This is a genomic window from Qipengyuania sp. 902, from assembly GCF_051195295.1.
In the GTDB taxonomy this organism is placed as follows: domain Bacteria; phylum Pseudomonadota; class Alphaproteobacteria; order Sphingomonadales; family Sphingomonadaceae; genus Qipengyuania.
In genome coordinates this window covers 156,336-178,456 of the sequence record NZ_JBNJLJ010000001.1, presented here as the reverse complement: position 1 = coordinate 178,456, position 22,121 = coordinate 156,336, and the positions used below count along the sequence as shown (strand labels likewise).

At 60.3% G+C, this 22,121-nt stretch carries 22 protein-coding genes, 2 tRNA genes and 1 pseudogene; 18 read left to right on the top strand and 7 right to left on the bottom strand.

Annotation, left to right across the window (positions count from 1 at the left end):
* Positions 1-42 precede the first annotated feature (42 nt).
* The gene (locus ACSH0F_RS00830; protein ID WP_435198993.1) at positions 43-1,464 is read left to right on the top strand and encodes an aldehyde dehydrogenase family protein; all 1,422 of its coding nucleotides are present in this window, start codon (positions 43-45) and stop codon (positions 1,462-1,464) included.
* A gap of 193 nt (positions 1,465-1,657) precedes the next feature.
* Here the strand turns inward: ACSH0F_RS00830 and ACSH0F_RS00825 are convergent, their stop codons facing one another.
* A complete protein-coding gene (locus ACSH0F_RS00825; RefSeq protein WP_435198991.1) occupies positions 1,658-3,037 on the bottom strand; it encodes an MBL fold metallo-hydrolase in 1,380 nt (459 codons plus the stop codon).
* Positions 3,038-3,517: 480 nt separating this feature from the next.
* Here ACSH0F_RS00825 and ACSH0F_RS00820 point away from each other — a divergent pair, with 480 nt between their 5' ends.
* From ACSH0F_RS00820 to ACSH0F_RS00800, 5 genes are all read left to right on the top strand, one after another.
* The gene (locus ACSH0F_RS00820; protein WP_435198989.1) at positions 3,518-4,516 is read left to right on the top strand and encodes an efflux RND transporter periplasmic adaptor subunit; all 999 of its coding nucleotides are present in this window, start codon (positions 3,518-3,520) and stop codon (positions 4,514-4,516) included.
* Positions 4,506-7,631 (top strand): efflux RND transporter permease subunit, encoded by a 3,126-nt coding sequence (locus ACSH0F_RS00815; RefSeq protein ID WP_435198987.1) that lies wholly within the window; start codon positions 4,506-4,508, stop codon positions 7,629-7,631. Before ACSH0F_RS00820 ends, ACSH0F_RS00815 begins: the two co-directional genes overlap by 11 nt.
* Positions 7,632-7,663: 32 nt before the next feature.
* On the top strand, positions 7,664-8,971 hold the full coding sequence (locus ACSH0F_RS00810; RefSeq protein WP_435198985.1) for an efflux transporter outer membrane subunit: 1,308 nt from the start codon (positions 7,664-7,666) through the stop codon (positions 8,969-8,971).
* A 304-nt stretch (positions 8,972-9,275) separates the two neighbouring features.
* Entirely contained in the window at positions 9,276-10,523 is a 1,248-nt protein-coding gene (locus ACSH0F_RS00805) for a tyrosine-type recombinase/integrase (protein ID WP_435198983.1), read from the top strand.
* Between the two features lie 22 nt (positions 10,524-10,545).
* A complete protein-coding gene (locus ACSH0F_RS00800) occupies positions 10,546-10,821 on the top strand; it encodes a hypothetical protein (protein WP_435198981.1) in 276 nt (91 codons plus the stop codon).
* 72 nt (positions 10,822-10,893) lie between these two features.
* Here ACSH0F_RS00800 and ACSH0F_RS00795 read toward each other — a convergent pair whose 3' ends face one another.
* A complete protein-coding gene (locus ACSH0F_RS00795) occupies positions 10,894-11,418 on the bottom strand; it encodes a hypothetical protein (RefSeq protein WP_435198979.1) in 525 nt (174 codons plus the stop codon).
* Positions 11,419-11,755: 337 nt separating this feature from the next.
* On the opposite strand from ACSH0F_RS00795, the gene ACSH0F_RS00790 reads away from it, so the two are divergent.
* The 7 genes from ACSH0F_RS00790 (at position 11,756) to ACSH0F_RS00760 (ending at position 16,332) form a co-directional block, all read left to right on the top strand.
* A complete protein-coding gene (locus ACSH0F_RS00790) occupies positions 11,756-12,532 on the top strand; it encodes a hypothetical protein (RefSeq protein ID WP_435198977.1) in 777 nt (258 codons plus the stop codon).
* A gap of 99 nt (positions 12,533-12,631) precedes the next feature.
* Positions 12,632-12,820 carry a helix-turn-helix domain-containing protein gene (locus tag ACSH0F_RS00785; RefSeq protein ID WP_435198975.1) on the top strand — a complete coding sequence of 63 codons (189 nt, stop codon included), beginning with the start codon at positions 12,632-12,634 and terminating at the stop codon, positions 12,818-12,820.
* 178 nt (positions 12,821-12,998) lie between these two features.
* Entirely contained in the window at positions 12,999-13,310 is a 312-nt protein-coding gene (locus tag ACSH0F_RS00780) for a hypothetical protein (RefSeq protein ID WP_435198973.1), read from the top strand.
* Entirely contained in the window at positions 13,307-14,239 is a 933-nt protein-coding gene (locus ACSH0F_RS00775) for a toprim domain-containing protein (RefSeq protein ID WP_435198971.1), read from the top strand. Before ACSH0F_RS00780 ends, ACSH0F_RS00775 begins: the two co-directional genes overlap by 4 nt.
* Complete coding sequence (locus ACSH0F_RS00770; RefSeq protein WP_435198969.1) at positions 14,233-15,516, top strand: AAA family ATPase; 1,284 nt, start codon at positions 14,233-14,235, stop codon at positions 15,514-15,516. The genes ACSH0F_RS00775 and ACSH0F_RS00770 overlap by 7 nt, the downstream gene beginning before the upstream one ends.
* Before the next feature lie 181 nt (positions 15,517-15,697).
* A tRNA-Gly gene (locus ACSH0F_RS00765) sits at positions 15,698-15,771 on the top strand.
* 192 nt (positions 15,772-15,963) lie between these two features.
* A complete protein-coding gene (locus ACSH0F_RS00760; protein ID WP_435198967.1) occupies positions 15,964-16,332 on the top strand; it encodes a DUF2280 domain-containing protein in 369 nt (122 codons plus the stop codon).
* Positions 16,333-16,363: 31 nt separating this feature from the next.
* Here ACSH0F_RS00760 and ACSH0F_RS00755 read toward each other — a convergent pair whose 3' ends face one another.
* A complete protein-coding gene (locus tag ACSH0F_RS00755) occupies positions 16,364-16,798 on the bottom strand; it encodes a surface-adhesin E family protein (protein ID WP_435198965.1) in 435 nt (144 codons plus the stop codon).
* Between the two features lie 125 nt (positions 16,799-16,923).
* On the opposite strand from ACSH0F_RS00755, the gene ACSH0F_RS00750 reads away from it, so the two are divergent.
* The 3 genes from ACSH0F_RS00750 (at position 16,924) to ACSH0F_RS00740 (ending at position 18,559) form a co-directional block, all read left to right on the top strand.
* A tRNA-Arg gene (locus ACSH0F_RS00750) sits at positions 16,924-17,002 on the top strand.
* 250 nt (positions 17,003-17,252) lie between these two features.
* Positions 17,253-17,846: an HD domain-containing protein gene (locus ACSH0F_RS00745; protein WP_435198963.1), complete on the top strand. Its 594-nt coding sequence runs from the start codon at positions 17,253-17,255 to the stop codon at positions 17,844-17,846.
* A 32-nt stretch (positions 17,847-17,878) separates the two neighbouring features.
* Positions 17,879-18,559, top strand: a complete 681-nt coding sequence (locus tag ACSH0F_RS00740; protein WP_435198961.1) for a hypothetical protein — start codon at positions 17,879-17,881, stop codon at positions 18,557-18,559.
* 173 nt (positions 18,560-18,732) lie between these two features.
* Here the strand turns inward: ACSH0F_RS00740 and ACSH0F_RS00735 are convergent, their stop codons facing one another.
* Complete coding sequence (locus ACSH0F_RS00735) at positions 18,733-19,221, bottom strand: hypothetical protein (protein ID WP_435198959.1); 489 nt, start codon at positions 19,219-19,221, stop codon at positions 18,733-18,735.
* Between the two features lie 176 nt (positions 19,222-19,397).
* Here ACSH0F_RS00735 and ACSH0F_RS00730 point away from each other — a divergent pair.
* Positions 19,398-19,505: pseudogene (locus tag ACSH0F_RS00730) on the top strand (hypothetical protein); the annotation flags it as partial.
* 215 nt (positions 19,506-19,720) lie between these two features.
* Here ACSH0F_RS00730 and ACSH0F_RS00725 read toward each other — a convergent pair.
* The 3 genes from ACSH0F_RS00725 to ACSH0F_RS00715 form a co-directional block, all read right to left on the bottom strand.
* The gene (locus ACSH0F_RS00725) at positions 19,721-20,491 is read right to left on the bottom strand and encodes an energy transducer TonB (RefSeq protein ID WP_435198957.1); all 771 of its coding nucleotides are present in this window, start codon (positions 20,489-20,491) and stop codon (positions 19,721-19,723) included.
* 76 nt (positions 20,492-20,567) lie between these two features.
* Positions 20,568-21,236 (bottom strand): hypothetical protein, encoded by a 669-nt coding sequence (locus ACSH0F_RS00720; RefSeq protein WP_435198954.1) that lies wholly within the window; start codon positions 21,234-21,236, stop codon positions 20,568-20,570.
* Positions 21,237-21,579: 343 nt separating this feature from the next.
* A complete protein-coding gene (locus tag ACSH0F_RS00715; RefSeq protein WP_435200571.1) occupies positions 21,580-21,762 on the bottom strand; it encodes a hypothetical protein in 183 nt (60 codons plus the stop codon).
* Between ACSH0F_RS00715 and ACSH0F_RS00710 the strand changes: the two genes are divergently transcribed.
* A complete protein-coding gene (locus tag ACSH0F_RS00710) occupies positions 21,677-21,988 on the top strand; it encodes an HGGxSTG domain-containing protein (protein ID WP_435198952.1) in 312 nt (103 codons plus the stop codon). The two genes, ACSH0F_RS00715 and ACSH0F_RS00710, sit on opposite strands and share 86 nt — an antisense overlap.
* Positions 21,989-22,121: the final 133 nt, after the last annotated feature.

The window sequence follows — 22,121 nt, the reverse complement described above, 5'->3', positions numbered from 1 at the left end:
TATCGGCAAAAGAAACGAGTCCCCAATTTGCGAGGAGAGACCATGACCGATTACAAGAACCTCATCGACGGCGAGATGGTCGACAACGGCGAATGGCTGGATGTGCTTAACCCGGCCAACGAGCAGGTCGTCGGCCGGGTGCCCGCCTGCGGCAAGGACGAGCTGGACCGCGCCGTCGCCGCCGCGCGCCGCGCATTCAAGGACTGGCGCAAGACCTCGCAGGAAGAGCGCCAGAAAGTCGTCCATGGCATTGCTGCCGCGATCAAGGACAATGCCGACGAGCTGTTTCGCCTGCTGACCACCGAACAGGGCAAGCCGCATGCGCAGGCCCAGCAGGAGATCTACGGCGCCGCGGGCCTCGCCGCAGCACAGTCAACACTGACGCTGGACGATGTCGTCAATCAGGACGACGACCAGCGCTTCAGCCGCACGCGCCGCGTGCCCGTGGGTGTGGTCGGCGGCATCGTGCCGTGGAACTTCCCCGTCATGATGGCGATCCAGAAGATCGTCCCCGCGCTGGTCGCAGGCTGCACCATAGTGCTGAAACCGTCGCCCTTCACGCCGCTCACGACGCTGCGAATTGCCGAGCTGATAAAGGACGTGGTTCCGGCAGGGACCGTCAACATCATCACCGGCGAGGATCACCTCGGCCCGATGATCACCGAGCACCCGGATATCGACAAGATCACCTTCACCGGCTCCACCGCGACCGGCAAGAAGATCATGGAGGGCGCATCGGGCGACCTCAAGCGGATCACGCTGGAACTCGGCGGCAACGATGCCTCGATCGTCCTGCCCGATGCCGATGTCGAGAAGGTGGCCGAACAGCTGTTCTGGTCCAGCTTCTCCAATGCCGGCCAAGTCTGCATCGCGGCCAAGCGCGTCTACATCCACAAGGACATCTACGACGATCTCAGCAAGGCGATCGCCGAATATGCCAAGAGCGTGGTCGTGGGCGACGGATCGCAGCAGGGGACTGGCGTCGGCCCGATCCAGAACAAGAAGCAGTACGATCGCGTGCTGGAGCTGATTCAGGACGCCAAGGACAATGGCTACAAGTTCCTGACCGGCGGCGACAAGGACCCGTCGGGCACCGGCTATTACGTGCCGATCACCATCCTCGACAATCCGCCCGAAGACGCGCGGATCGTGGCCGAGGAACAATTCGGCCCGGTCATGCCGCTGCTCAAGTTCGACAGCATCGACGAAGTCATCGAGCGGGCGAACAATTCGGAATACGGCCTCGCCGGTGCGGTCTGGACCAAGGATACCGACAAGGGCGTCGAGATCGCCGAGCAGCTCGAAACCGGTACGGTGTGGATCAACGAATTCATGCACCTGTCGCCCTTCTCGCCCTTCGGCGGGCACAAGCAGTCGGGCTTCGGCGCAGAATACGGCGTCGACGGATTGAAGGAATTTACCTACCCGCAGGTGATCACGGTCAAGCGCGACGCGGTCGTCTGAGCACATCGGACTGCGTCAATTCTACAGGCTACGCCAGCGGCATGCAGCTGCTGGCGTAGTCGTTTCGATATCTCGAGCTAGTAAAAAGCTTTATCGGCGGCGAAATCGGGCGATGGAGGTTGAACCTTTCACCTCGCGGGCGAGAAAGGCGTTCGGTGCGGTCCCGAACAGATACTCGTCCTCCGCGTATCGCTTATTCCAGAAGGTCGCCTGATCCGCTTCGGCCATGGGCCGCTTTCCATGCGCCCATGGAGCCGAGATAGATGTCCAGCTTGTCGAAACCGCGGCTCGCAAGCCAGCCGGCAGCGACCGTAGCCCGCATTCCGCTGGCGCACATCAAAGTGTAGTGCTGCGCCGGATCGAGATCGCAATAGCGCACGTTAAGTTCGCCCACGTAGATATGCCGAGAGCCTTCGATAGCGCCTTCTGCGCGTTCGTCCGCATCCCTTACATCAAGCAGCGTCCAATTATCCCTGCCGCCTCTTAGGCGACGCTCGACTTCCTCGGTTCCAATCATCGGGATAGTCCGCATCGCCTTGCCCTGCGCAGCGGCAGGCACGACGCCGACATAACCGCCTTCGATATTGTCGAGAGCGATCCGTACGAGATGCGTCATGGCAGCTTCGAGCTGGTCTTCATCGGAAGCAACAAGAGCGACCCTCTCTCCCTCACGAATGAACCATCCTGCGAATGCCGAGATCATTCCGACCGGCAGGTTCATGGAAACGGGAAGATGGCCTGAAGCAAAGGCAAGCGGCTCGCGCACATCCACCAGATGGTCGACCTCGATGTCGCCCAACTGGGGCAGCGACAGCCGCTTGGGTCGCATTACGCGAGGCGCAGCATCGCCGCCTTCCAGATTAAGGCGCTCCATCAGCCGGAAATATGGTGGCTGGTAGTGGTTTTCCTCCACTTTGAAGTCGATGAAAGCATCGCGGCTTTCGATTTGCAGCCGTGGATTGTTCGCCCGTTCGTGGCCGAGGGTCGAGAACTCGCGTTCCGCCATGCCCGATCCGCAGACCGATCCTGCCCCATGTGCCGGGTAGAGGATGACCTGATCCCCGAGTGCCAAAATCTTCTGGAGGGAATCGTAGAGAAGGCCAGCAACCTCGCGCTTGCGATCAGGATAGAAGTCCGTGCGACCGACGTCGCCGACGAACAGCGCATCTCCCGTAAACACGCCGACCGGCCCATCGGAGTAGGCAGTGTCGTGGAGAACGAAAGCAAGATGATCGTCCGTGTGTCCCGGTGTCTCGAGCACTTCTAGTTTGAGCTGGCCTATTTCGAACTCGTCATCCTCATGCGCCGTTTCGGCATACTCGACAGGGCCGGCAGCATTGGGCCCATGAAGGACGCGCGCGCCGGTCAGTTCTTTCAGGATCGGCGCTCCGGACACCAGATCCTCGTTGCGATGGGTCTCGAAGATATGGGTAATCTCCAACCCTTCGGCGCGTGCCATTTCCACGTAGCATTCGCAGTCCCGGCGCGGATCGATGACGGCCGCCTTGCCGCCGGAACCGATCAGGTAGGACAGGTGGGACAGGCCGGGTGTCCTTATTTTCTCGAGCAGCATGGTGCCTCCTTCAGTACAAAAAACGGGACCGGCGCGAACCGATCCCGTCCCTTAGGACAAGCTACACGTGCGACGCCGTCGGGATAGCTTTCGCGCCAGCGGCGAGAAAACAGGAGTCACTCCGCAGCGGCCGCACCGTCCCGGGAACGCTTTTCGTGTTGCCATGGCTTTTAATCGTCGATTGCAACCGGCACCAACTCCCCGATCGAGCTGGATGCGGAAGGGACTGCCCGGCCCGCGGGCTAGACTTGTACATTTCGGCTTGGGAATACCAATTCCCGCCGTGCAGTTTTTCTGGTCACAGCGATCCGGCAAATTCTTCGTAGGGTCTGCCTATCCCCGCTTCCCCCGGCCCTGTATATTCGTTAGGTCGCAAGCGTGCCCAGTCCGATCTTTCGACTTAGCGCCGTCGCACTCGCGCTTCTCGGCACGGCTTGCGGAGAATCCGAGACCGAGCCTCAACGAGAGGCCGTTCCGGTCGTGGCGCAGACTATCCGCCTTCTGCCCGAGGAGCTGGAAGTCGAGGCGATCGGTTCCGCACGGGCTGCCACCTCGGCCGAAATCTATGCCGAGACAGACGGTCGTGTTACGAACGTGCTGTTCAGCGCAGGCGATTTCGTCAGAAGCGGGCAACCCCTCGTTCGTCTCGATTCCAGACAGGAAAGGCTCGCGGTCGAAGCGGCGCAAGTCGACGTGCGCGAGGCGGATCAGCTCCTCGGGCGGTATCGGCGCATCGAAGATACCGGGGCCATTTCCGAAAGCCAGATCGAGGCGGGCGAAACCGCACTCGCGTCCGCCCGTGTCGCCCTGGAGCAGGCTCGAACCGCACTGGCCGATCGCGTCGTGCGCGCGCCGTTCAGTGGCCATGTCGGCCTGACCGAGATAGATCCGGGCGACCGTGTGAACGACGCGACGCCTATCACCCAGATCGACCAGCGCGGCACGCTCTACGTCGATTTTCCTGCGCCGGAGGCTGTCTTTAGCGCGCTTCGGCCGGGGCAGGTCGTGCAGGTTACGCCGTTCTCCGACCCCTCGCGCGAAATCGATGCTCGGGTGGTGGCAACCGACACCCGCATCTCGCAGGACAGCCGCGACTTTATCGTTCGCACAGCGATCCCGAACGAGGACGACCGGCTGCGTCCCGGCATGAGTTTTCGCGTGACCTTCAATCGCGCAGGTGAGACGCGGCCCGTCGTTCCGGAAGAGGCAATCGTGTGGGGTGGCGAAGGTTCGCACCTCTTCGTAATCCGCGAGGGCAAAGCGGTCCGGGTGCCGGTCACCATCACGGCACGGCGGGAAGGAAGCGTCTTCGTCGACGGCGCAATCCGCCGGCAGGACCGCGTGATCGTCGAAGGCGTGCAAAAGGTCCGCGACGGTCAGGATATCCGGATCGTGCGCAATGGGGGATCGGGCGAGCAGCAGGTCCGGGTTCGCGAACGGCAAGGCGCGGCCGCGCAATCCGCAGCCGATGAAGAATAAGTTCGACCTGCCCATGCTGGCGGTCAAGCGACCGCTGCTGATCGGCGTTCTCAACCTGCTGATCGTCATTGCCGGGATCGCGGCGCTGCTGGGCGCGGAGGTCCGCGAATTGCCCAATGTCGATCGCCCCATAGTCTCGGTCACGGCGAGCCTGCCCGGTGCCGCGCCAGAGACGATGGATTCCGAAGTGACCAGCATTCTCGAAGACGCGGTCGCGCGCGTTTCCGGCGTGCGCCAGATCAGCTCGTCCAGCGAGGAAAACAATTCGCGCATCCGGGTCGAGTTCAATCCCGGTATCGATCTCGATACGGCGGCATCGGACGTGCGCGAGGCGGTGAGCCGCGTCAATCGGGACCTGCCCGAACGGGTCGAACAAGTGACCGTGGTCAAGGCCGACCAGGATGCCCAGCCCATCATGACGCTGGCGGTGCAGTCGACCGAGTACGACCAGGCCGAGCTGACACGCATCGTCGAGAACGACATCGTGCCGGAATTGCTGGCTGCCGAAGGTGTGGCGAGCATCGAGCAGTTCGGGACCCGCGCGCGGCAAATGCGGGTGTCGGTCGATCCGGCGCGGCTCAATCGTTTCGGCCTGACGCTGACCGACGTGGCGGACGCGCTGGAGAATGCGCCCTACGACGTACCGGTCGGCTCGTTCCGCTCGGATGCGCAGGAGCTGGTGGTGCGCGCCGAAGCGAGCGCGACGAGCCCTGTGCTGATCGAGAACGTCGTCATTGACGGAACCACCCGGGTCGGCGACGTCGCCCAGGCCGATTTCGCGCCTGCCAATGCCACGAATTTCGTGCGGCTCGACGGACGGCCCATCGTGGGATTGGGCGTCGTGCGGCAGGCAAGCTCGAACACGATCGAGATTTCGGACAGCATCCGTCAGGGTGTGGACCGGCTGAACGAGCGCTTCTCCGACATATCCATCGAAGTCGTATCCGACGATGCCGAATTCATCCGGATTTCCGTGCGCGAGGTGCTCATCACGCTCGGCTTCACGATCCTCGTCGTGGTCGGGACGATGCTGGTATTCTTCCGGGCATGGCGGCCGACCGTCGTCCCGAGTGCGACGATCCCGGTCGCCCTTGTTGGCGTGGTCGCCGGTATCTGGCTCATGGGCTTCTCGATCAACTTGCTGACCTTGCTTGCCCTGGTCCTGGCGACGGGCCTTATTGTGGACGATGCCATTGTCGTGCTCGAGAATGCGCAGCGATTGCAGAACAAGGGGCTCGGTAGGCGCGCGGCTGCCGTGCTGGGGACGCGGCAGGTGTTTTTCGCAGTGGTCGCGACCACGGCAGTGCTGGTGTCGGTATTCGTGCCGATCAGTTTCCTTCCATCGGAGGCCGGCCGGCTGTTCCGGGAATTCGGTTTCGTCCTCGCAGTTGCAGTGATCATTTCGAGTTTCGTTGCACTCTCCTTGGTGCCAGCACTCGCCGCCCGCTTCGACCTGACGAGCGACAAGGATGACGGGGATGAAGCGGAAGGCGGACACCTCTCTCGCTGGGGTCACAAGGCGAACGACTGGTACGAAAGCGCGCTCAGGCGCTGCCTCGACCGGCCGAAACTGGTCGGCATCGCGTCTATCGTGGTCGCAGGGGCTGCAGGCCTGCTCTATTCGCAGCTCGACAACGAGCTCGTGCCGGACGAGGATCGCGGCGTGATCACGGTCGATGCGACCGGGCCGGACGGCGTGGGCCTCGACTTCATGGACGGCGAACTCGACGAGGTGGAGCGGGTACTCCAGCCCTATCTCGACAGCGGCGAGATCGAGAGCACCTTCTCCATCGTCGGCCGATACGATCCCAACCGCGTGCGTGTGACCGCCCAGCTCGCCGACTGGAGCGACCGCGACCGTAGCCAGACGGAGATCGTCGACGAACTCAACGAACCGCTGCAGGAAATCCCGGGATCACGCACCAACGCGCGCGGGCGCGGGACTCTGAGCTTCGGCGGCGGCGGCAACGGGATCGAGGTCGCCCTGACCGGCGCCGAATACGATACGATCTACGCATCGGCGCAGGCGCTTGCGAATGCGATCGACACCCGGTCGGATATCCTGTCGAATGCCGAAATCTCTTATCAGCCGACCCAGCCCCAGTTGTCCGTGCAGATCGACCGGCAGCGCGCTGCCGATCTTGGCGTCGATCTGGACGATCTGTCCCAGACCTTGCGGGCGATGATCGGTGGAGAAGACCTCGTCGATCTCAACGTAGGCGACCAGGCGGTGCCGATCTTCCTGACAGCGCAGGCGGTGACGGTCACCAACCCTTCCGACCTGCGCAACCTCTACGTTCGGGGCACCGTCGGGGGCGAGAGCAGCCTGGTCCCGCTTTCCACGCTGGCCCAGATCGAAGAACAGGGAATCGCCGCCGAACTCGACCGCACCGAACAGCGCCGGGCGATCGAGGTCAGCGCGAACATCGAAGCGGGCACGCCGCTGCGCGATGCGGTAGACGAAATCGAACGCTTGTCCGAAGAGGCCGTGGGTCCGGGCATCGACATGCTGCTGCAAGGCGAGGCCGAAAGCCTCGAAGAGACCTCGAACGATCTGCTGCTGACCTATGGCTTCGCGCTGATCATCGTATTCCTGGTGCTGGTGGCGCAATTCGAAAGCCTCACGAGTGCGCTCGTCGTGTTGCTGACCGTGCCGTTCGCTCTCGCAGCGGCGATATTCTCGCTGTATCTATCGGGCGTGTCGCTCAACATTTATTCGCAGATCGGCCTCGTCATGCTGATCGGCCTGATGGCGAAGAACGGAATCCTGATCGTCGAATTCGCCGACCAGTTACGCCAGCAGGGCCGCAACGTGCGCGAGGCAGTCGAAGAAGCCGCCGCCATTCGCCTGCGCCCGATTGCAATGACGCTCATTTCGACCGTGCTCGGTGCCGTACCGCTGATCCTGGCGAGCGGAGCCGGCTCGGAAGCGCGCCAGTCGATCGGCTGGGTAATTTTCGGCGGTCTAGGCATTGCGGGCGTTTTCACCCTGTTTCTGACCCCGGTCATCTACCTCGCCATCGCGCGCTTCGGCAAACCGCGCAACGTCGATCTGGAGCGACTGAATAGCGAGATCGAGGACGTGGACGAAGACATGACGATGGCTCCGGCATGAAGAGGCTGTTCGCTGTCACCGGAGCGGCTCTGATGGCGTCCGCATGTGCGGGCGTCGAGCCGGAGGTGATGATGCCGGTCGTCGAGGCACCGCCGGCTTATGCGACGGACCTTCCGCCATCGGGTATCGAGCGGGACTGGTGGCTCGGCTATAACGACCCTGTGCTCGACGCGCTCGTGCGCCAGGGCCTTGCCGCCAACCTCGATATCGACGCGGCGACCGACCGGCTCGGTTCGGCGGCGGAATTGCTGCGCGCCGAACGATCCGACCTCGTCCCGTCTGTCGACGGCACGGCCGAGATTGGCGCATCCCTGACGAACGACAGCGCGATCACTGCGAGTGCGGGCCTCTTCGGTCTGTTCAATCCAGATATCAACGGCAGGCTTGCAGCCGAAGTCCGCGCTGCCGCTGCAGATTATGCCGAAGCGGAATACCTGCTTGCGGATCAACGGCGCATCGTGGCCGCGGCGATTGCCAGCCAGTATATCGAGTATCGCCGCACCGGAGCGCAGCTCGAATTGCTGGAGCAATCGACCGACTTGCAGGAACAGACGCTGCGGATCGTCACCTTGCGCTTCGAGGCCGGTCTTGCCGCCAACCTCGACGTGCGGCGAGCCGCAGCGGACCTTGCGCAGACGCGGGCCCGGCGCGGTCTCATCGAGATCGCGCGCAACGAAGCGCAGAACGCCCTCGCGATCCTTCTGGCCGAGCCGCCAGGCGCTTTCGCTGTTCCGACACGTGAAGAGGCCGAAATCCCCGATTACGGGCTGGCGCCGCCCGCAGGTGTTCCTGCAGACCTGCTGCGGCGGCGGACCGATATTCTCGCGGCCGAAGCGCGGCTCGCGCAAGCGGCAGCCGCAATCGGGATCGAACGAGCGGATTTGCGACCTTCGCTGACCATTCCGGGGATGATCGGTATCGGTGACGGAACGCTCGGCGGCCTGTTCAGCGACTTTCTCGTCGGGATCGGCGCGGCGCTCGACTTGCCGCTGTTCGACGGGGGCCGGCGCCGGGCGGAAGTCGCCGCGGCCGAATTCGAGGCCCAAGCCCGGCTTGCGGAGTACAACAGCGTATTCCTGAACGCGCTGGGCGAAGTCGAAAACGCTTTGGTCGCGATCGAAGCCTATCAACAGCGCAGCGAGGCGCTGTCGGAAGCGATCGAACAGAGCGAGGTCGCCCTTTCGCAATCCAATGCCCTTTACCGCGAAGGGCTCGCGTCGCTGTTCGATGTGCTGGATGCGCAGCGCCAACTGATTGCGAGCAGGCAGTCGTTGATCGACAGCGACGCTGCATTGGCCAGCTCCCACACCGCGTTCCACGCAGGCATTGGTTCGGACTGATCTTTACCGCATGTCCGGGGCGCGTTCCCGGAACGAGCAAAACTGGGGCGCGATGCGGCTAGGGCAAGGCTATGTGTGGCGGAGCAGGAGTCCGCCATACTACTTGCCGGAGGCGTGCTAATCAGTCCAGCTAAGGTGCCAAAACACGGGAATTTCTGCGATAGCGCTGGCGAACCAGTTCAAATCTGTTCGATTGCGTTCCCATAAAACCGCGCTATTATCGGGGAACGGTTATGGGAACGGCTGCTATTTCCGCTAATCTGGCGGGACGCTGGCAGGTTCGATTCCCTCACAGGGAGCCGAAATGCCAAGAAAGCTGCACAACGCGCTAACTCCTCTCGCCGTAAAGAACGCAAAGCCCGGACGCCATGCCGATGGTGGCGGGCTACATTTGCTGGTGAAGCCGACCGGCGCGCGCTCTTGGGTTTATCGCTTCATGCTCAACGGCAAGTCGCGCGATGTTGGCCTTGGCGCGGCTGGGCAAGGCGGAATGTCGCTTGCCGATGCGCGGGACGAGGCGGCGGCGCTGCGTCTGAAGGTGAAGGCGGGCATTGATCCGCTGGAGGAGCGGTACAGGGAAGCTGCTGAGGCGCTTGCGGCGGCTCAGGCTGCCAAGGTGGCCGGAACCACGTTCAAGGACGTAGCCAAAGCCTATATCACCGCGAATGAGGAAAGCTGGCGCAATCCAAAGCATCGCCAGCAATGGCGCAATACGCTCGATAGCTATGTTTATCCGGTGATCGGAGATTTGCCGGTTGCCGAGGTCGAAACGGCGCACGTTTTGAAAATCCTTGAGCCGATTTGGAAAGGGAAAGCCGAGACTGCCAGCCGCATTCGCGGGCGGATTGAAACCGTGCTCGATAGCGCCAAGGCACGCGGCTATCGGCAAGGGGAGAATCCGGCGCGCTGGCGCGGGCATCTTGCGCAAATCCTCCCCGCTCGCACTCGCCTATCTCGCGGGCATCACAAGGCCCTTCCCTATGAGGAAATTCCGGCATTCGTCCGCGCGTTGCACAAGCGGGAGGCGGTTGCGGCGTTGGCGCTGGAATTTACGATCCTCACCGCTGCCCGCTCTGGCGAAGTGATCGGCGCGACTTGGGCAGAGGTCGATCTGGACAAGGCAATCTGGACGATCCCAGCCGACCGCATGAAGGCCGCGAAAGAGCATCGCGTGCCGCTGTCCGCGCGCGCGGTTGCCATCCTCGAAAGCCTCCAGCCGCTTGGCAGCGAATATCTGTTCCCCGGGGCGAAGGGCGGCAAGCTGTCCGGCATGGCCATGTCCATGCTCATGCGTCGCATGAAGGTTGACGCGACCGTGCACGGTTTCCGTTCGGGCTTCCGCGATTGGGCAGCCGAGTGCACCGGCTATGCCCATGAGGTTGCCGAAATGGCGCTGGCTCACACAATCGAAAACAAAGTTGAGCGGGCCTATCGGCGCGGCGACCTATTCGACAAGCGGCGACGTCTCATGGACGATTGGGCCACCTATTGCGCCAGAGACGGCGCGGCTGGTGCCAAGGTAGCGCCGATCAGAAAGGCAGAAGCCGGATAATCCGCAGACAGCACAACGTCCGATGACTCATGCTATTGCAGGCAAGAAGAAATGGGGGCATTCAGCTCGCCGCGAGACGGTAAGGGCTTCAAGAGGAAAAATCGTGCCACTGGTTATACTTCACGTCGGAAATGATGCGCGGCGCTATCATAGTGAGCATGATGCCAAGACTGCTGGAGCTGTGAGCCATACCATTGAAAATCCGGCCAAGATTGAAATTACACCCGATGGCGGCGGTCTCGTGACAACGCTTGCTTATGATGCTGCAACTGGAGTCTGGGTCGAGCAATCGGATTGAAAATTCGAATAAGGGTGTGGAAAAACTAAGCAAAATCAGACCCAACTTGGTATTTTCAAGATTTGAGTAGGTTTAGCTAATTTTTGTGCATTTCCCGACTTCGATTGCGAGGCTATCCTTGTAATCATTTTCTGGACGTGCAGCGGTATTCGTATGGTTACTTGCTCGATGAAATTCACCATCGAACGAGCCTGCGAAGCTCGTCATTGCCCTATCACACGCAAATGATTTGTCCCATTTCCCATTTTCAAGAAAGTAGGTTTCTTGACAGGGTTGCGATAGAAATGATGAATATTCGTCTTCTACATCTCGCACATTCAAGCAAACTGACTTTTGATACAGCGGCCCAAAATTTTGCATGACTCCGTTATTTGGGATGCTCTGAAACTTGCCATTGTAGACGATGCGGCAGTTGTTGGATTCAATCTTTGCGACGATATAGCGCCTGGGGCTATAGCGAGACTCCACCCATTTCCCGGCTCGCCAATTGAAGCCAATGCTCTGCTGCCCCTCGCATAGCAATGTATAGCTGTCGGGCATGGCTGGAACATTTGCCAGTGAAACCGCTGTGGCCAGTGTAATTATAGCGATGTTCATTTGTCCCCCTTTCCCGAGAGGGTTAGCTGTGGAAACGTGATCTGCCAAGGGCCGTAGGTCGCATTGTGTGCACTGCCATCGGAAAGTTGTGTTCGTGCTTCCCGGCTAACCTGAGGATGGTTTCTGAGTGCGGCTGGCAAGCTGCCGCCTGAGATAATAAATTGCGGGCGGGGATAGGCAGGCCAGCCGACAAGCGCGCATCCCACGCGCTTCCCCGCCTTAATTTGGGTGCCGCTAGGGAGGCGGTATGGATCATTGTAGCGAAGGCACCTCGCCACCATCCGCGTTGGAACGCCGGACGTTGCCAAGCGTCCCGTGGGTGTCATTGGCGGAGACATTGACTTGGGTCGCGTTCGGCAGTGCGATCACAGTGGATCACCTCCGGACACAGGTGGAAGGTCATTGCCCACTCATCACTGATGACCCTGCGGAGCGGTCGCGAAAGTTCTTCGCCGGGCACTACGACGAGGTGGGCAAAGTTCCGGGCCTCGAATTTTTCAAAGAACGTCAGTCGGGGCTAGACAGGCTGACAGAAGCCTGGAACCAATTGCGCAACGAGCTCGAGCGCGGGGCCGTCAAGGTGCGTGGCCGGTTCACACCAACATACTCACTCGCCGACGCTCACTTAGCAGGCTTGGAGGATTTGACAGCCAATTTACTCGGGACGTTCTCCCAGTTCGACGTCTCGACAGGTGGTATTCGACGCCAGCCCCCCGGATCACCGGACGTCCTCTGGCAAAACGATCCCCGCAGTTTCGACCGGGAGTACGAGGCATTTGGTGACGATGCTCGCGCGGCAGATGGATACCTTCTGGTCGAGGTCTGCCGCGCCGATTTGCTCAAAGCATTTCCGGCAAGAATCGAAGGTACTGAGAGGCCTACCATGCAGCGCAAGCGGCGCGGTCCCGCGCCTGATCCTGACTGGCCACATGCAATCGCCAAGGTGACGCAGGATTGCGTTGCTGCTGGCTACAAGTGCCCCTTGAAGCGCGGCGACAAAGCGGCAATTCAGATAATGTTACTCAATTTCATGGCTGAGAAGGATAAGCATTTCTCAGATGACACCGCGGCGAAGTACGCAACGGCGGTGATCGCACGACTTCCCGACAAATAGCGCCGAATTGTCGGCAAGTTAGTCGTATCTGTCGGCAAGAGACGTGGCGGGTTAGAGCATGGTTGAACAGCCTCGCACATAACAAGCGAGGTTTTTCAAATGCACACCGAAACTAACGATCCCCCCAAGATCGCGTATTCCATCAAGGAAGCCTGCAAGGCGTCTAGCTTGGGGCGCACCACCATCTATTCGCACATTGCGGCGGGGCGCTTGCTCGCACGGCGCATCGGCGGGCGCACGGTCATTCCGGCAGAGAGCTTGCACGCGCTTATTGCGGGAGACGCTTGAGCCATGACCCAAACATGCGAAACCCGCGCGGATGAGGCGCGGGCATCGCGGAATAGCTATGTCGGCTGGTTCCGTGATCCCTCTAACCTCTGCACCCCTAAACCGCAAGCAATCCCGCCCCTGATCGCTTCCCATATTGGCGGGCCGTATCTTTCGCAGCTGGCAATGGGAGGCGAGCATGGATGATCGCTATCCTGAAATTCCCGGAGCAAAGGGAGCGGACGGCACAAGCCAGGATGCTGCCGAGGCAATCGCCCCGACCGTCTCCCACCTTCGCCGCCTCGCCATGCGCGCACTGGCACGGCTGGGAGAGGCGACCCCGTTGGAGGTCGTGGCAATATCCGGCGTCACGCGAGAGTCACTCCAGCCGCGCTTTTCGGAACTGCGAGCTATGGGCTTGATCGAACCGACCGGCGCGCGGCGGCGTAATCCCAGCGGCAAGAGCGCATCCGTGCTCAGGCTTACCAACAAAGGGAGGGCCGCGCTGTGATCGTAGATATTGAAGCGATAGCGCGCCACTATGGCGGCAAGGTCTGCAAGGGGAATGCGCTTATCCCGACACCGGGCCATTCCGCCCGTGACCGGGGGACAGCGATCAAGGCGAGCGCGCACGCTCCCGATGGCTGCCTTGTCGCCTGTTACAATGGCACTCAAGCCGATGCGCTGGCAGTCAAAGCAATGCTTCGCGCAGACGGTTTTCTATCGGACAATACCTCGCTCGCGCGCGAATTATCTGCGGCTGAGCGGAGCTCGATCCGGCAGGCCGAGCTTGCCCGCAAGCGCTACCGGCTGGCGGCTGAGGATGCGGCGGCACGGTGCGCCGCGAACCTGTGGGCCACTGCCAGCCGCGCCGATCCCGCGCACCCCTACCTTGTCGCCAAAGGGCTGGAGCCGTTCGGCATCCGGCAGGCGGGGCGCGATCTGCTGGTGCCGATGGTTGATCCCGGCTTCAGCCTGCGCAACGTCCAGCGCATCCGGCCCGATAGTTTCAAGCTGTTCGGTAAGGACGCTCGCACGGCTGGCCTGTTCTGGCCCCATGGTGTGCACCTGATCAATGGCATACCATCGGCTGGTCCCTTGGTGATCGGAGAAGGCTTCGCCACTATGGCGGCTGTCCATTCGGCAACTGGCTTTGGCGTTGTCGCTGCCATGTCTGCGCGCAACCTCGGAACCGTGGCGCGGGCCATACGAAAGCTGTTTCCCAGCCGTGAACTGATCCTTGCTGCGGACGATGATCGGCATCTTGCCGACAATCTCGGCCTAAGGGTCGCCAAAGAGGCCGCTCAGGCGGTTGACGGGGTTGTTGCCACCCCAAGGCTGGAAACGAGCCCAGCGGACTCCAGCGCCGATTTTGCGGACATTCCGCGCGGCTCTGTTGCCGGTCGCATTGAAGCGGCGCGGGTGGCTAAGGAATGCTAAGCTCCGAACCGCTCGATTTTGCCGCGCTCCAGCCGGACGAGGCGGCGGCGCGCATTAATAGACCTTCTGCCTTGCGCGCCACGCCTTATCGTTGGCCCGATCCCGCTTCGTTGCCACGGCGTCAGTGGCTCTTGGGCCATTGGTTGCTGCGCGGCGAAGTGACTGCGATCATCGCACCGGGTGGCACCGGCAAAAGCACAATCGGCAACGCGATTGCGCTTTGTCTCGCCAGCGGACAGCCGCTATTGGGCAAGCCCCTGCATCGCGGGCCGCAAGCGGTGTGGATCTTCAACCTTGAGGACGGCACCGACGAATTGGAGCGGCAATTGTCGGCTGCTTGCGCCTATCATGGCATTGGCCCCGACGATTGCGGGAACCGGCTCCACCTCGATAGCGGGCTAGTCCAGCCGCTCTGCACGGCAAGCGAGGACCGCGACGGTTTCACGCTGGCGGAGGACGTGTTTGCCCAGCTCGCCGCCACGATCCGGGATCTGGGCATTGCAACGGTGATCGTCGATCCTTTCGTTTCGAGCCACGCCGTGCGGGAAAGCTCGAACGAGGCAATCGACGCCATCGCCAAGCGGTGGAAGCGGCTGGCTCAGGAAACAGGCTGCGCGGTCGTGCTGGTGCACCATACCAAGAAACTGGGCGGGCGTGAGGTCACGGCAGAGGATGGGCGCGGCGCGGTCGCCCTGCGCGATGCTGCCCGCGTGGTGCTGCCGCTCAATGCCATGAGTCAGGCCGAGGCCGAGGAATTGGGCATTACCGATCCCGCCTTGCGCCGTTCGCTGGTGCGCGTCGATACCGGCAAAGCAAATCGCGCTCCCCCCGACGCGGCAACTTGGATCAAGCTGGAAAGTCAGTGCCTTGATAACGGCGATGGCAGCGAGCCTGCCGATTATGTCGGCGTTGCCTGCCTTTGGGAAAAGCCGGACGTGTTCCACGGGCTGAGCACGTGGCACCTTTACATGGTCCAGCAACGGCTTGCGGCTGGTGACTGGCGCGAGAGCGTGCAGGCAAAGGATTGGGTTGGCCATCTTGTTGCTGACGTGGCGGGCCTGTCCGCCGAGGCCGACAAGGGGCGGATCAAGGCCATCCTACGGACATGGTTCCGGAACGGCGCACTGGCGACCGAGCATCGCCGCGATGCCAAGGGCAATGACCGCCCGTTTGTCATCGTCGGCAACCCCGTCGAACATAGCGAGATTGGACGTCCTCCCCACCCTGAAAAGTGGGGTGGGGAAAGTGGGGAAGGTGGGGAAGATGACCCGCGCTGAACGCCATCCCCACCACCCCCACCTCCCTTATAGGGAGTGGGGTGGTGGTGGTGCGGGTGAGGTGGCTCGCATGACCGATGATGACCTGACCCCATGGTGGGGGTCGCCAAGGGGGTGCGGCCTCGCCAAGCGGACCGTTGTCATCCTCCATGCCCCGATGTATCGCAGATGCCGTCGCAGGGCCGCCTTGGCCGAGTGGTTAGGCACCGGGCTTCCATCCCGTTCACAGGAGTTCGATCCTCCTAGGCCGCTCCATCGACGTGATGACCGTCGCCATCATGACCTCGATGGGCACGTCTCGAACCACAGGGGGATATATCAAGGACGTGGCGGAGTTTGTGCCAACTTGTCGATTGGCAAGGGGTGTTTCCGCCCCTTGGTGGGTCAACATGGGAACAGGGTAAGGCACATGCTCCAAGGGGTGGCCACTTACCCTGGGCTTACCCGATGAGACGTCTGCCTGATGTCATCAAGCGCCGGATCGTCGAGCATCTGGCATGCTATCAGACACATGCCGAGGTGGCTGACCTGGTTGCCGGTGAGTTCGACGTCATCCTGACCCCGCGACACGTCCGAGCCTATGACCCCACGTCGTTCCAGTTCGCCGGGTCACACCGTTGGCTGGACTATCACCGGATCGTGCGCGAACGCTGCGAGAACGAGTTGGGTGAGGTCGCCATTGCCCATCGCGCGTACCGGATGCGGCAGCTTCAACGAATACTCGATCTGGCGATGGACCGTGGCGACTATCGGCTGGCCCTCAAGACTCTTGAACAGGCCGCAAAGGAAATGGGGAACTGGTATGTCAAACGCTGAGCCTTAGGCTCGAAGTCACGGCGCACTGATCTCAGGGCAGGCTCCTGCGCCCACAAGCAAATTCCATGATTGTGTAACCGATCGTGTCAGGTGTCTCCGGCTCATACTTAAAGTCGTAGTCCTCGTCAGACCATGACCGAGCCACACGACCATCGGGATTGTAGGTTACACTGCTTGCGATCATGCTTGTCTCGGCGGTGCAGTTAAAGCGAAATAGCTGACGACGCTCTCGATACGTCACAGATTTGTCCTGACTAAAGTCCATCAGGACCCAAATCTGTCGCACCGGGAATGGCCGCCGAATTTGGATGGCTGGAAGTTCTCGCACTGATTCCACATCGACCTTCACGATGACGCCAGTCGTGCCTGAGGTGAGATAGCGCCAATCCGATGCAACGGAGACATTCGGAAATGCCGCCGCGACAAGTGCAAGTGCAACATACTGGAAGCGCCAACTCTGCATCATGATCGATTCCCCCGAAGCCGAGCCAAACTACTGGCTTGATGCCGAGTTTGTTGCAACCCAGACAACACAGGCGAAAGACTGTGACGGCTTGGCGCTTGACGTTTGTGCGGTAGTGTTGTTGGCTCGTCCCCGTCGCCCAACTGGATAGTGCAAGACTCTTCTAAAGTCTCAGGTGCAGGTTCGAGTCCTGCCGGGGGGGCGCCAGCTGGAAGACTACGGAACCCTGGTGCTTCTAATGCTGAGACACGTACCGCAACGGGTACCATTCATGGCTGTTGCAAACCATCAGAACCATCCTATGTTCTCTTTGATCGAGTACAAATCCCACTCGTTGGGCGTGTATTGGATCACTCATCCTGACACCGTCAGGTCGCTGAAAACGGACCCGAGCCCTTGCGCTCTGTTGGGGTTCGTACCAGCGATGCAGAGGCTCGGCTTCTCTTGGAGATTGCCGATGAACGAGTGCATTCCACGCAAATTTGCGGACCCCACTTCTCGATCCAATACGGACAATCAAATACTGTTGGAAGCTGTATGCTTTGCCGCCGAGCGCCACCGTCATCAACGTCGTAAGGACGCCGGCGCCACCCCGTACGTTAACCACCCTCTTGAGGTTGCTCGGATACTCACTCAGGCGGGCGTGGTGGACCTAGATGTCCTCCTGGCAGCACTTCTTCACGACACGATCGAGGACACCGACACCACCGTCGACGAGATCACTCAACGGTTCGGCGAACGCGTTAGCGGGTTCGTCCTCGAGGTGACGGACGATAAGCGCCTGCCAAAAGCTGAACGCAAGCGGCGCCAGGTCGAGAGCGCAACTGGTAAGTCAGACGGGGCGAAGATGATTAAGCTCGCTGATAAGATCGCCAACCTGCGGGATCTTAGTCAATCTCCTCCGCGGTGGACGTCTGATCGCATGTGCGCCTACCGCATCTGGGCGCATGAGGTTGTTAGCGGGTGTTGCGGCGTAAACCGGCAACTTGACGAGTGGGCTGCAGAGCTTTGCGGGCCAGACGTCACGTCTCTTACTCAAGGAGGCGCATGATGGACGGCCGGGGCAAGCTTGTTCGTCTCCCAATGATGTATATCGAGGGCCAGTGGGTCCTCGAGTGCGGTGGCGACCTGCCAGTCAATCACGGCGCGTCATGGGAGCTGTTGCTGGAAGCGGCCTCTATCGAGTCCTCGCCGGCTAAGGATCTTTTCTTGCAAGAAGAGAGGGTCAGGATACTTCCTGAAGGGAGCGCTCTGCGGATCCTGATGGATGTGCGCGACTGGTCTTCCATTAGCGATGAGCAGGTGAAGTACCTACTGCACTGGGAGGGTGCCTATCCGCGACCGTTCTTGCATCCTTCGCCGGACCATCGTTTCGTCGAAGTCCATCTCTCAAGTCCCAGCCCCCACCAGTCCACGTTCCTTTCCAGCGATAGGGGTGGGCTATGGCTACGGGTGCAGGGCGTTAGCGCGATTGGTCTTGGCTGCTCGGGCGTGACGCTACCGGCATGCCTTTCGGCTAGGCCCGCTCAGAGCTTGAACCATGCCTACACTGTGCTCTCGGAGATCTTCGAGCCGTGGCGAACCTCGCACACGGGCAGCGTCTATCGACACGTATTCTATCGCGAGGCGGACGGTAGTTGGCACCCGTTACGCTTACTAAGGGACAGCTACCTATCCGAAAAGTCCCATCAGATTGCGCACGAACTTTGGCAGCAAATGCTTCATCGCTCTGCGAAGGACATCACGAATAATGATCGGGCGTAGGTCGTGCCAATCGCCTACGGTGAAGGGCAAGGAGCGGTGCAGGATGCACGGCGGGACAAATCCTGGCGCGCCGAGGGGTAAATGCAACGCGTGGAAGCACGGGGTTCACTCTGGTGAGACAAAGGCGGCCGCGCGCTACCTGAGCGAAGTTACAACCAACTTTCGCGGCTTCGCTAGTTGGCGCCACAAGCCAGAAAGAAGTTCCTGATGCTGCGTCGCTCTCGCTCGGTTCGCACCGGATAATAGCGGCTTTTCGCACCTAGCGAATTTCCACGAGCCCCAATGTGAAGGGTCTCACCCTCCATCAAGGCGCTGACTACTCGGTGCTTCGTAGGTAAGGCTGCATCATAGTAAAACTCCTCTGTCGCCTCGTCAGTTTCGCCAAGCAGAGGCAAGATGAGCGCATTCCCGCCAGATTGAAGGATGAGGTATTCGAGGTTCGGCTTCGTTTCCTCCGGGCTCAGGAAAACCCAACCGCTTTCCGGCTCGCATCTGAAATATAGAAGTCCGTGGTCGCTATGCGGCCTGCTGAAGAACAATTTATGATAGCCTTCCGATTCGCCGTACTGATAAGACCATGAGCCCTCTTCAGACTGGGCGAGGGCGCTCCCTGAAGAAAATAGAAAGGCGATGCTGCAGAACGTCTTGCTTAGCGTTTTCACTGTGTCCCCCGTGAATACTCTGGCATTTTGCTTTGTCAGCTGACGATGCGCATGCCTAATCATTCCGTTTATAAGTCTCTCGTCTCCTTAGCAAACGGTGCGACACGTGCACGTCAAAGAAGGCGGGCAAGCGGTCGTGGCAGACCATTTTCACAATCATACCGGGGGCGCAGCAAATGCCGGAACGAACAAACAATCCCATGCAACAGGACCGGCTGGCAAATGCGCCTCGCTGCCTCGCCCAGACCCGCAAGGGCACGGAGTGCCAATCGCCGGCGGTGAAAGGCAAGCGACGGTGCCGGATGCATGGTGGCAAAATCCCGGGCCGCCGAGGGGTAATCGGAACGCATGGAAGATGGCGGGTGGTCAGCCGACATTGCCGCGGCAACAAGATACCTGAAGCAGCTTGCGCGCCTTACCCGTTCGACGTTCAATCATTGACGAGAGCTGTCGTTGTTTTCAGCCGACAACGCCAGCCCCCCGGATCCTGTCACTCGTCCTATCGCGAAAGCCGGTATTCCATGGAAGTACGAAAGCTTCCTTCAACTGGCGTTCCATCGTTACCCAGCGCCGGTTCGAACCTAGCCGAGCGCATCATCCCTTCGCAAGCTGCCGTATCTAAGACCGCGTGGCCGCTTGACCTCAGCACGTTACACGCGCTTACGCGGCCGGTTGGCGCCACCAACAGTTCCACCTCGACCTGACCCTCCAAGCCGTCGCGTAGCGCGCGGGAAGGATAATTTTGAGCAAGAGAGGCGCGGAAGTTATTGGTAGGCGATGCTTGGCGGGGGCCTAGTGCAGGCCTATTTTCGCTCGGGCCAAGCTGCGCTCCCGCTCCTACTTCGCGAATCGCGCGACCTGCTGCTTCCGCCTCAGCCGCTGCTATCGCATCTTCCACCGCTGCTACTGCTGCCTCCGCTTCCGCTGCTGCAGTCGCTGCGGCTTCTTCGCCCTCTTCTGTCGAACTGGTTACAGGTTCTGCATGATTGGCTTGCTCGATTTTGTCTTCGTGGCTGAAACTGTCTTGTGTTTCAGAAGTCCACAGGACATCCTCACTGGCTTCATTCGTTCTGTCCGCCAAGAGGGCGTACATTCCCGCTGCTATCGCAGCGATTCCGAGAACGCCGGCAAGCGAAAAGTAAACCAATTTTCCTCTAGTTGGCTGTTCAAGGGAAGAGGCATAAAGATCGTCATCCGAACGGGCATCGAAGGTCGTTGCGCCTTGAGCGAGCACTTGCTTCTTCGCGTTCGCAAACTCGTCGTCTGTCAATGCTCCCGCTCGACGAAGTCTAGCCAAGCCCTCGATTGCCGTCAGCTTATCGGAAGAGTTCATATCTTTAACTCGCCTACCGCTCGAAACATTCGAGAGACTCGATTCCGGTAATCGTTCGGCCTTCTTCGCCTTCGCTGGGCGGATCGCTATTCTTTATGGGACACAATACTCGAAGATTGTAGGAGGTGCCGTCAACGACTCCGCTAATAGCGAACTCGGCGTGACATTCTCCTCGGACTGACTTGACATCAGTGAAGGCAACTCCGCCATTCTGCCTTAGCTGGCCATAAACGCTGGACTCGATCGGGGAGGACATTGCGAAATAAGCGTATAACGCACTGTAAGGACTATCAACACCGGTTGAGGTTTGAACGAATTGGTATCTTTGGCATAGGTCGGCTGAGGGTGCTGCTGCGAGCTGGATCTCGGGCTGTTCCAAATCTTTAGTGCTGCTGGCCCCACTTTCATTATTGGCCATCTGGTTGTTCGCGGCTGGCGAGGGGGAAGTGCTCGACCACCAAAGCATGATTGCAACGGCGATGACCGCCGCCAGCACTACTATAGGAAGCCAGAAGGCCGTTGATCGGCTGGCGCGAAACTCCTCCGAACCATTCACGGCTGGAGCAGAATGGGAGAAACTCGCCAAGATGAGAGACTTCTCTTCCGCGAACTCGGCTTCGCTTAGGTGACCTGCCTGGCGCGCAGCCGCTAAGCGCTCGAGCAGCGCAATTTTTTCAAGCATAAGTCCTCGTCAAGCCCCCATCTTGTCCCCTTGGTGACGCTTCGGGGCCCGCGCGATTAACTTGTCAGTCCGCGCCGAAGTGGCGCTGGCCATTGAATGTGTTAGCCGATCGAATCCACCATTACGTTATAAAGTTTAGAAATTGATGAAACGCGCGAATAGTCACGTGCAACCAAAGTGACTGGCATCGACCCCAGCGCCGTTTGGCGAGGACGGGCTCGGGGGGTGCAGTGCGAACCGGATCTGAGGGTGGAAATGGTGCCGCATATAGGGCCGAACGAGCGCGGCCGCGTCTAAGGGTAATCGTAACGCCTATATCGACGCTTTGGAGCGATACGGGCGTCTAGCACTTCGCGCGCAAACGAATTGCAGAACGACACTGGAGGCGCTGGCCAAGCTGCACCAGCCGCGCGAGCAGACTGTGCGACACGTGCACGTCAATGAAGGCGGGCAAGCGGTCGTGGCGGACCATTTTCACAATCATCCCGGGGGCAAAGGAAATGCCGAAACGAACAAACAATCCCATGCAACCGGAGCGACTGGCAATTGCGCCTCGCTGTCTCGCCCAGACGCGCAAGGGAACGGAATGCCAATCACCAGCGGTGAAGGGAAAGAGGCGTTGCCGGATGCACGGAGGGACAAACCCCGGAGCGCCAAAAGGTAATCAAAATGCTTGGAAGCATGGCGCGCGCTCTAGGGCTGCGACATTGGTTGCCCGCAAGCTTAGGTCCATATCTAAGTTACTCGTTTAAACGCTGTGATGTTTGATGATCACGGGTGCACCGTTGGTACGCTTGATGATCACCGTTTAAACGCTGTGATGTTTGATGATCACGGGTGCACCGTTGGTACGCTTGATGATCACCGTTTAAACGCTGTGATGTT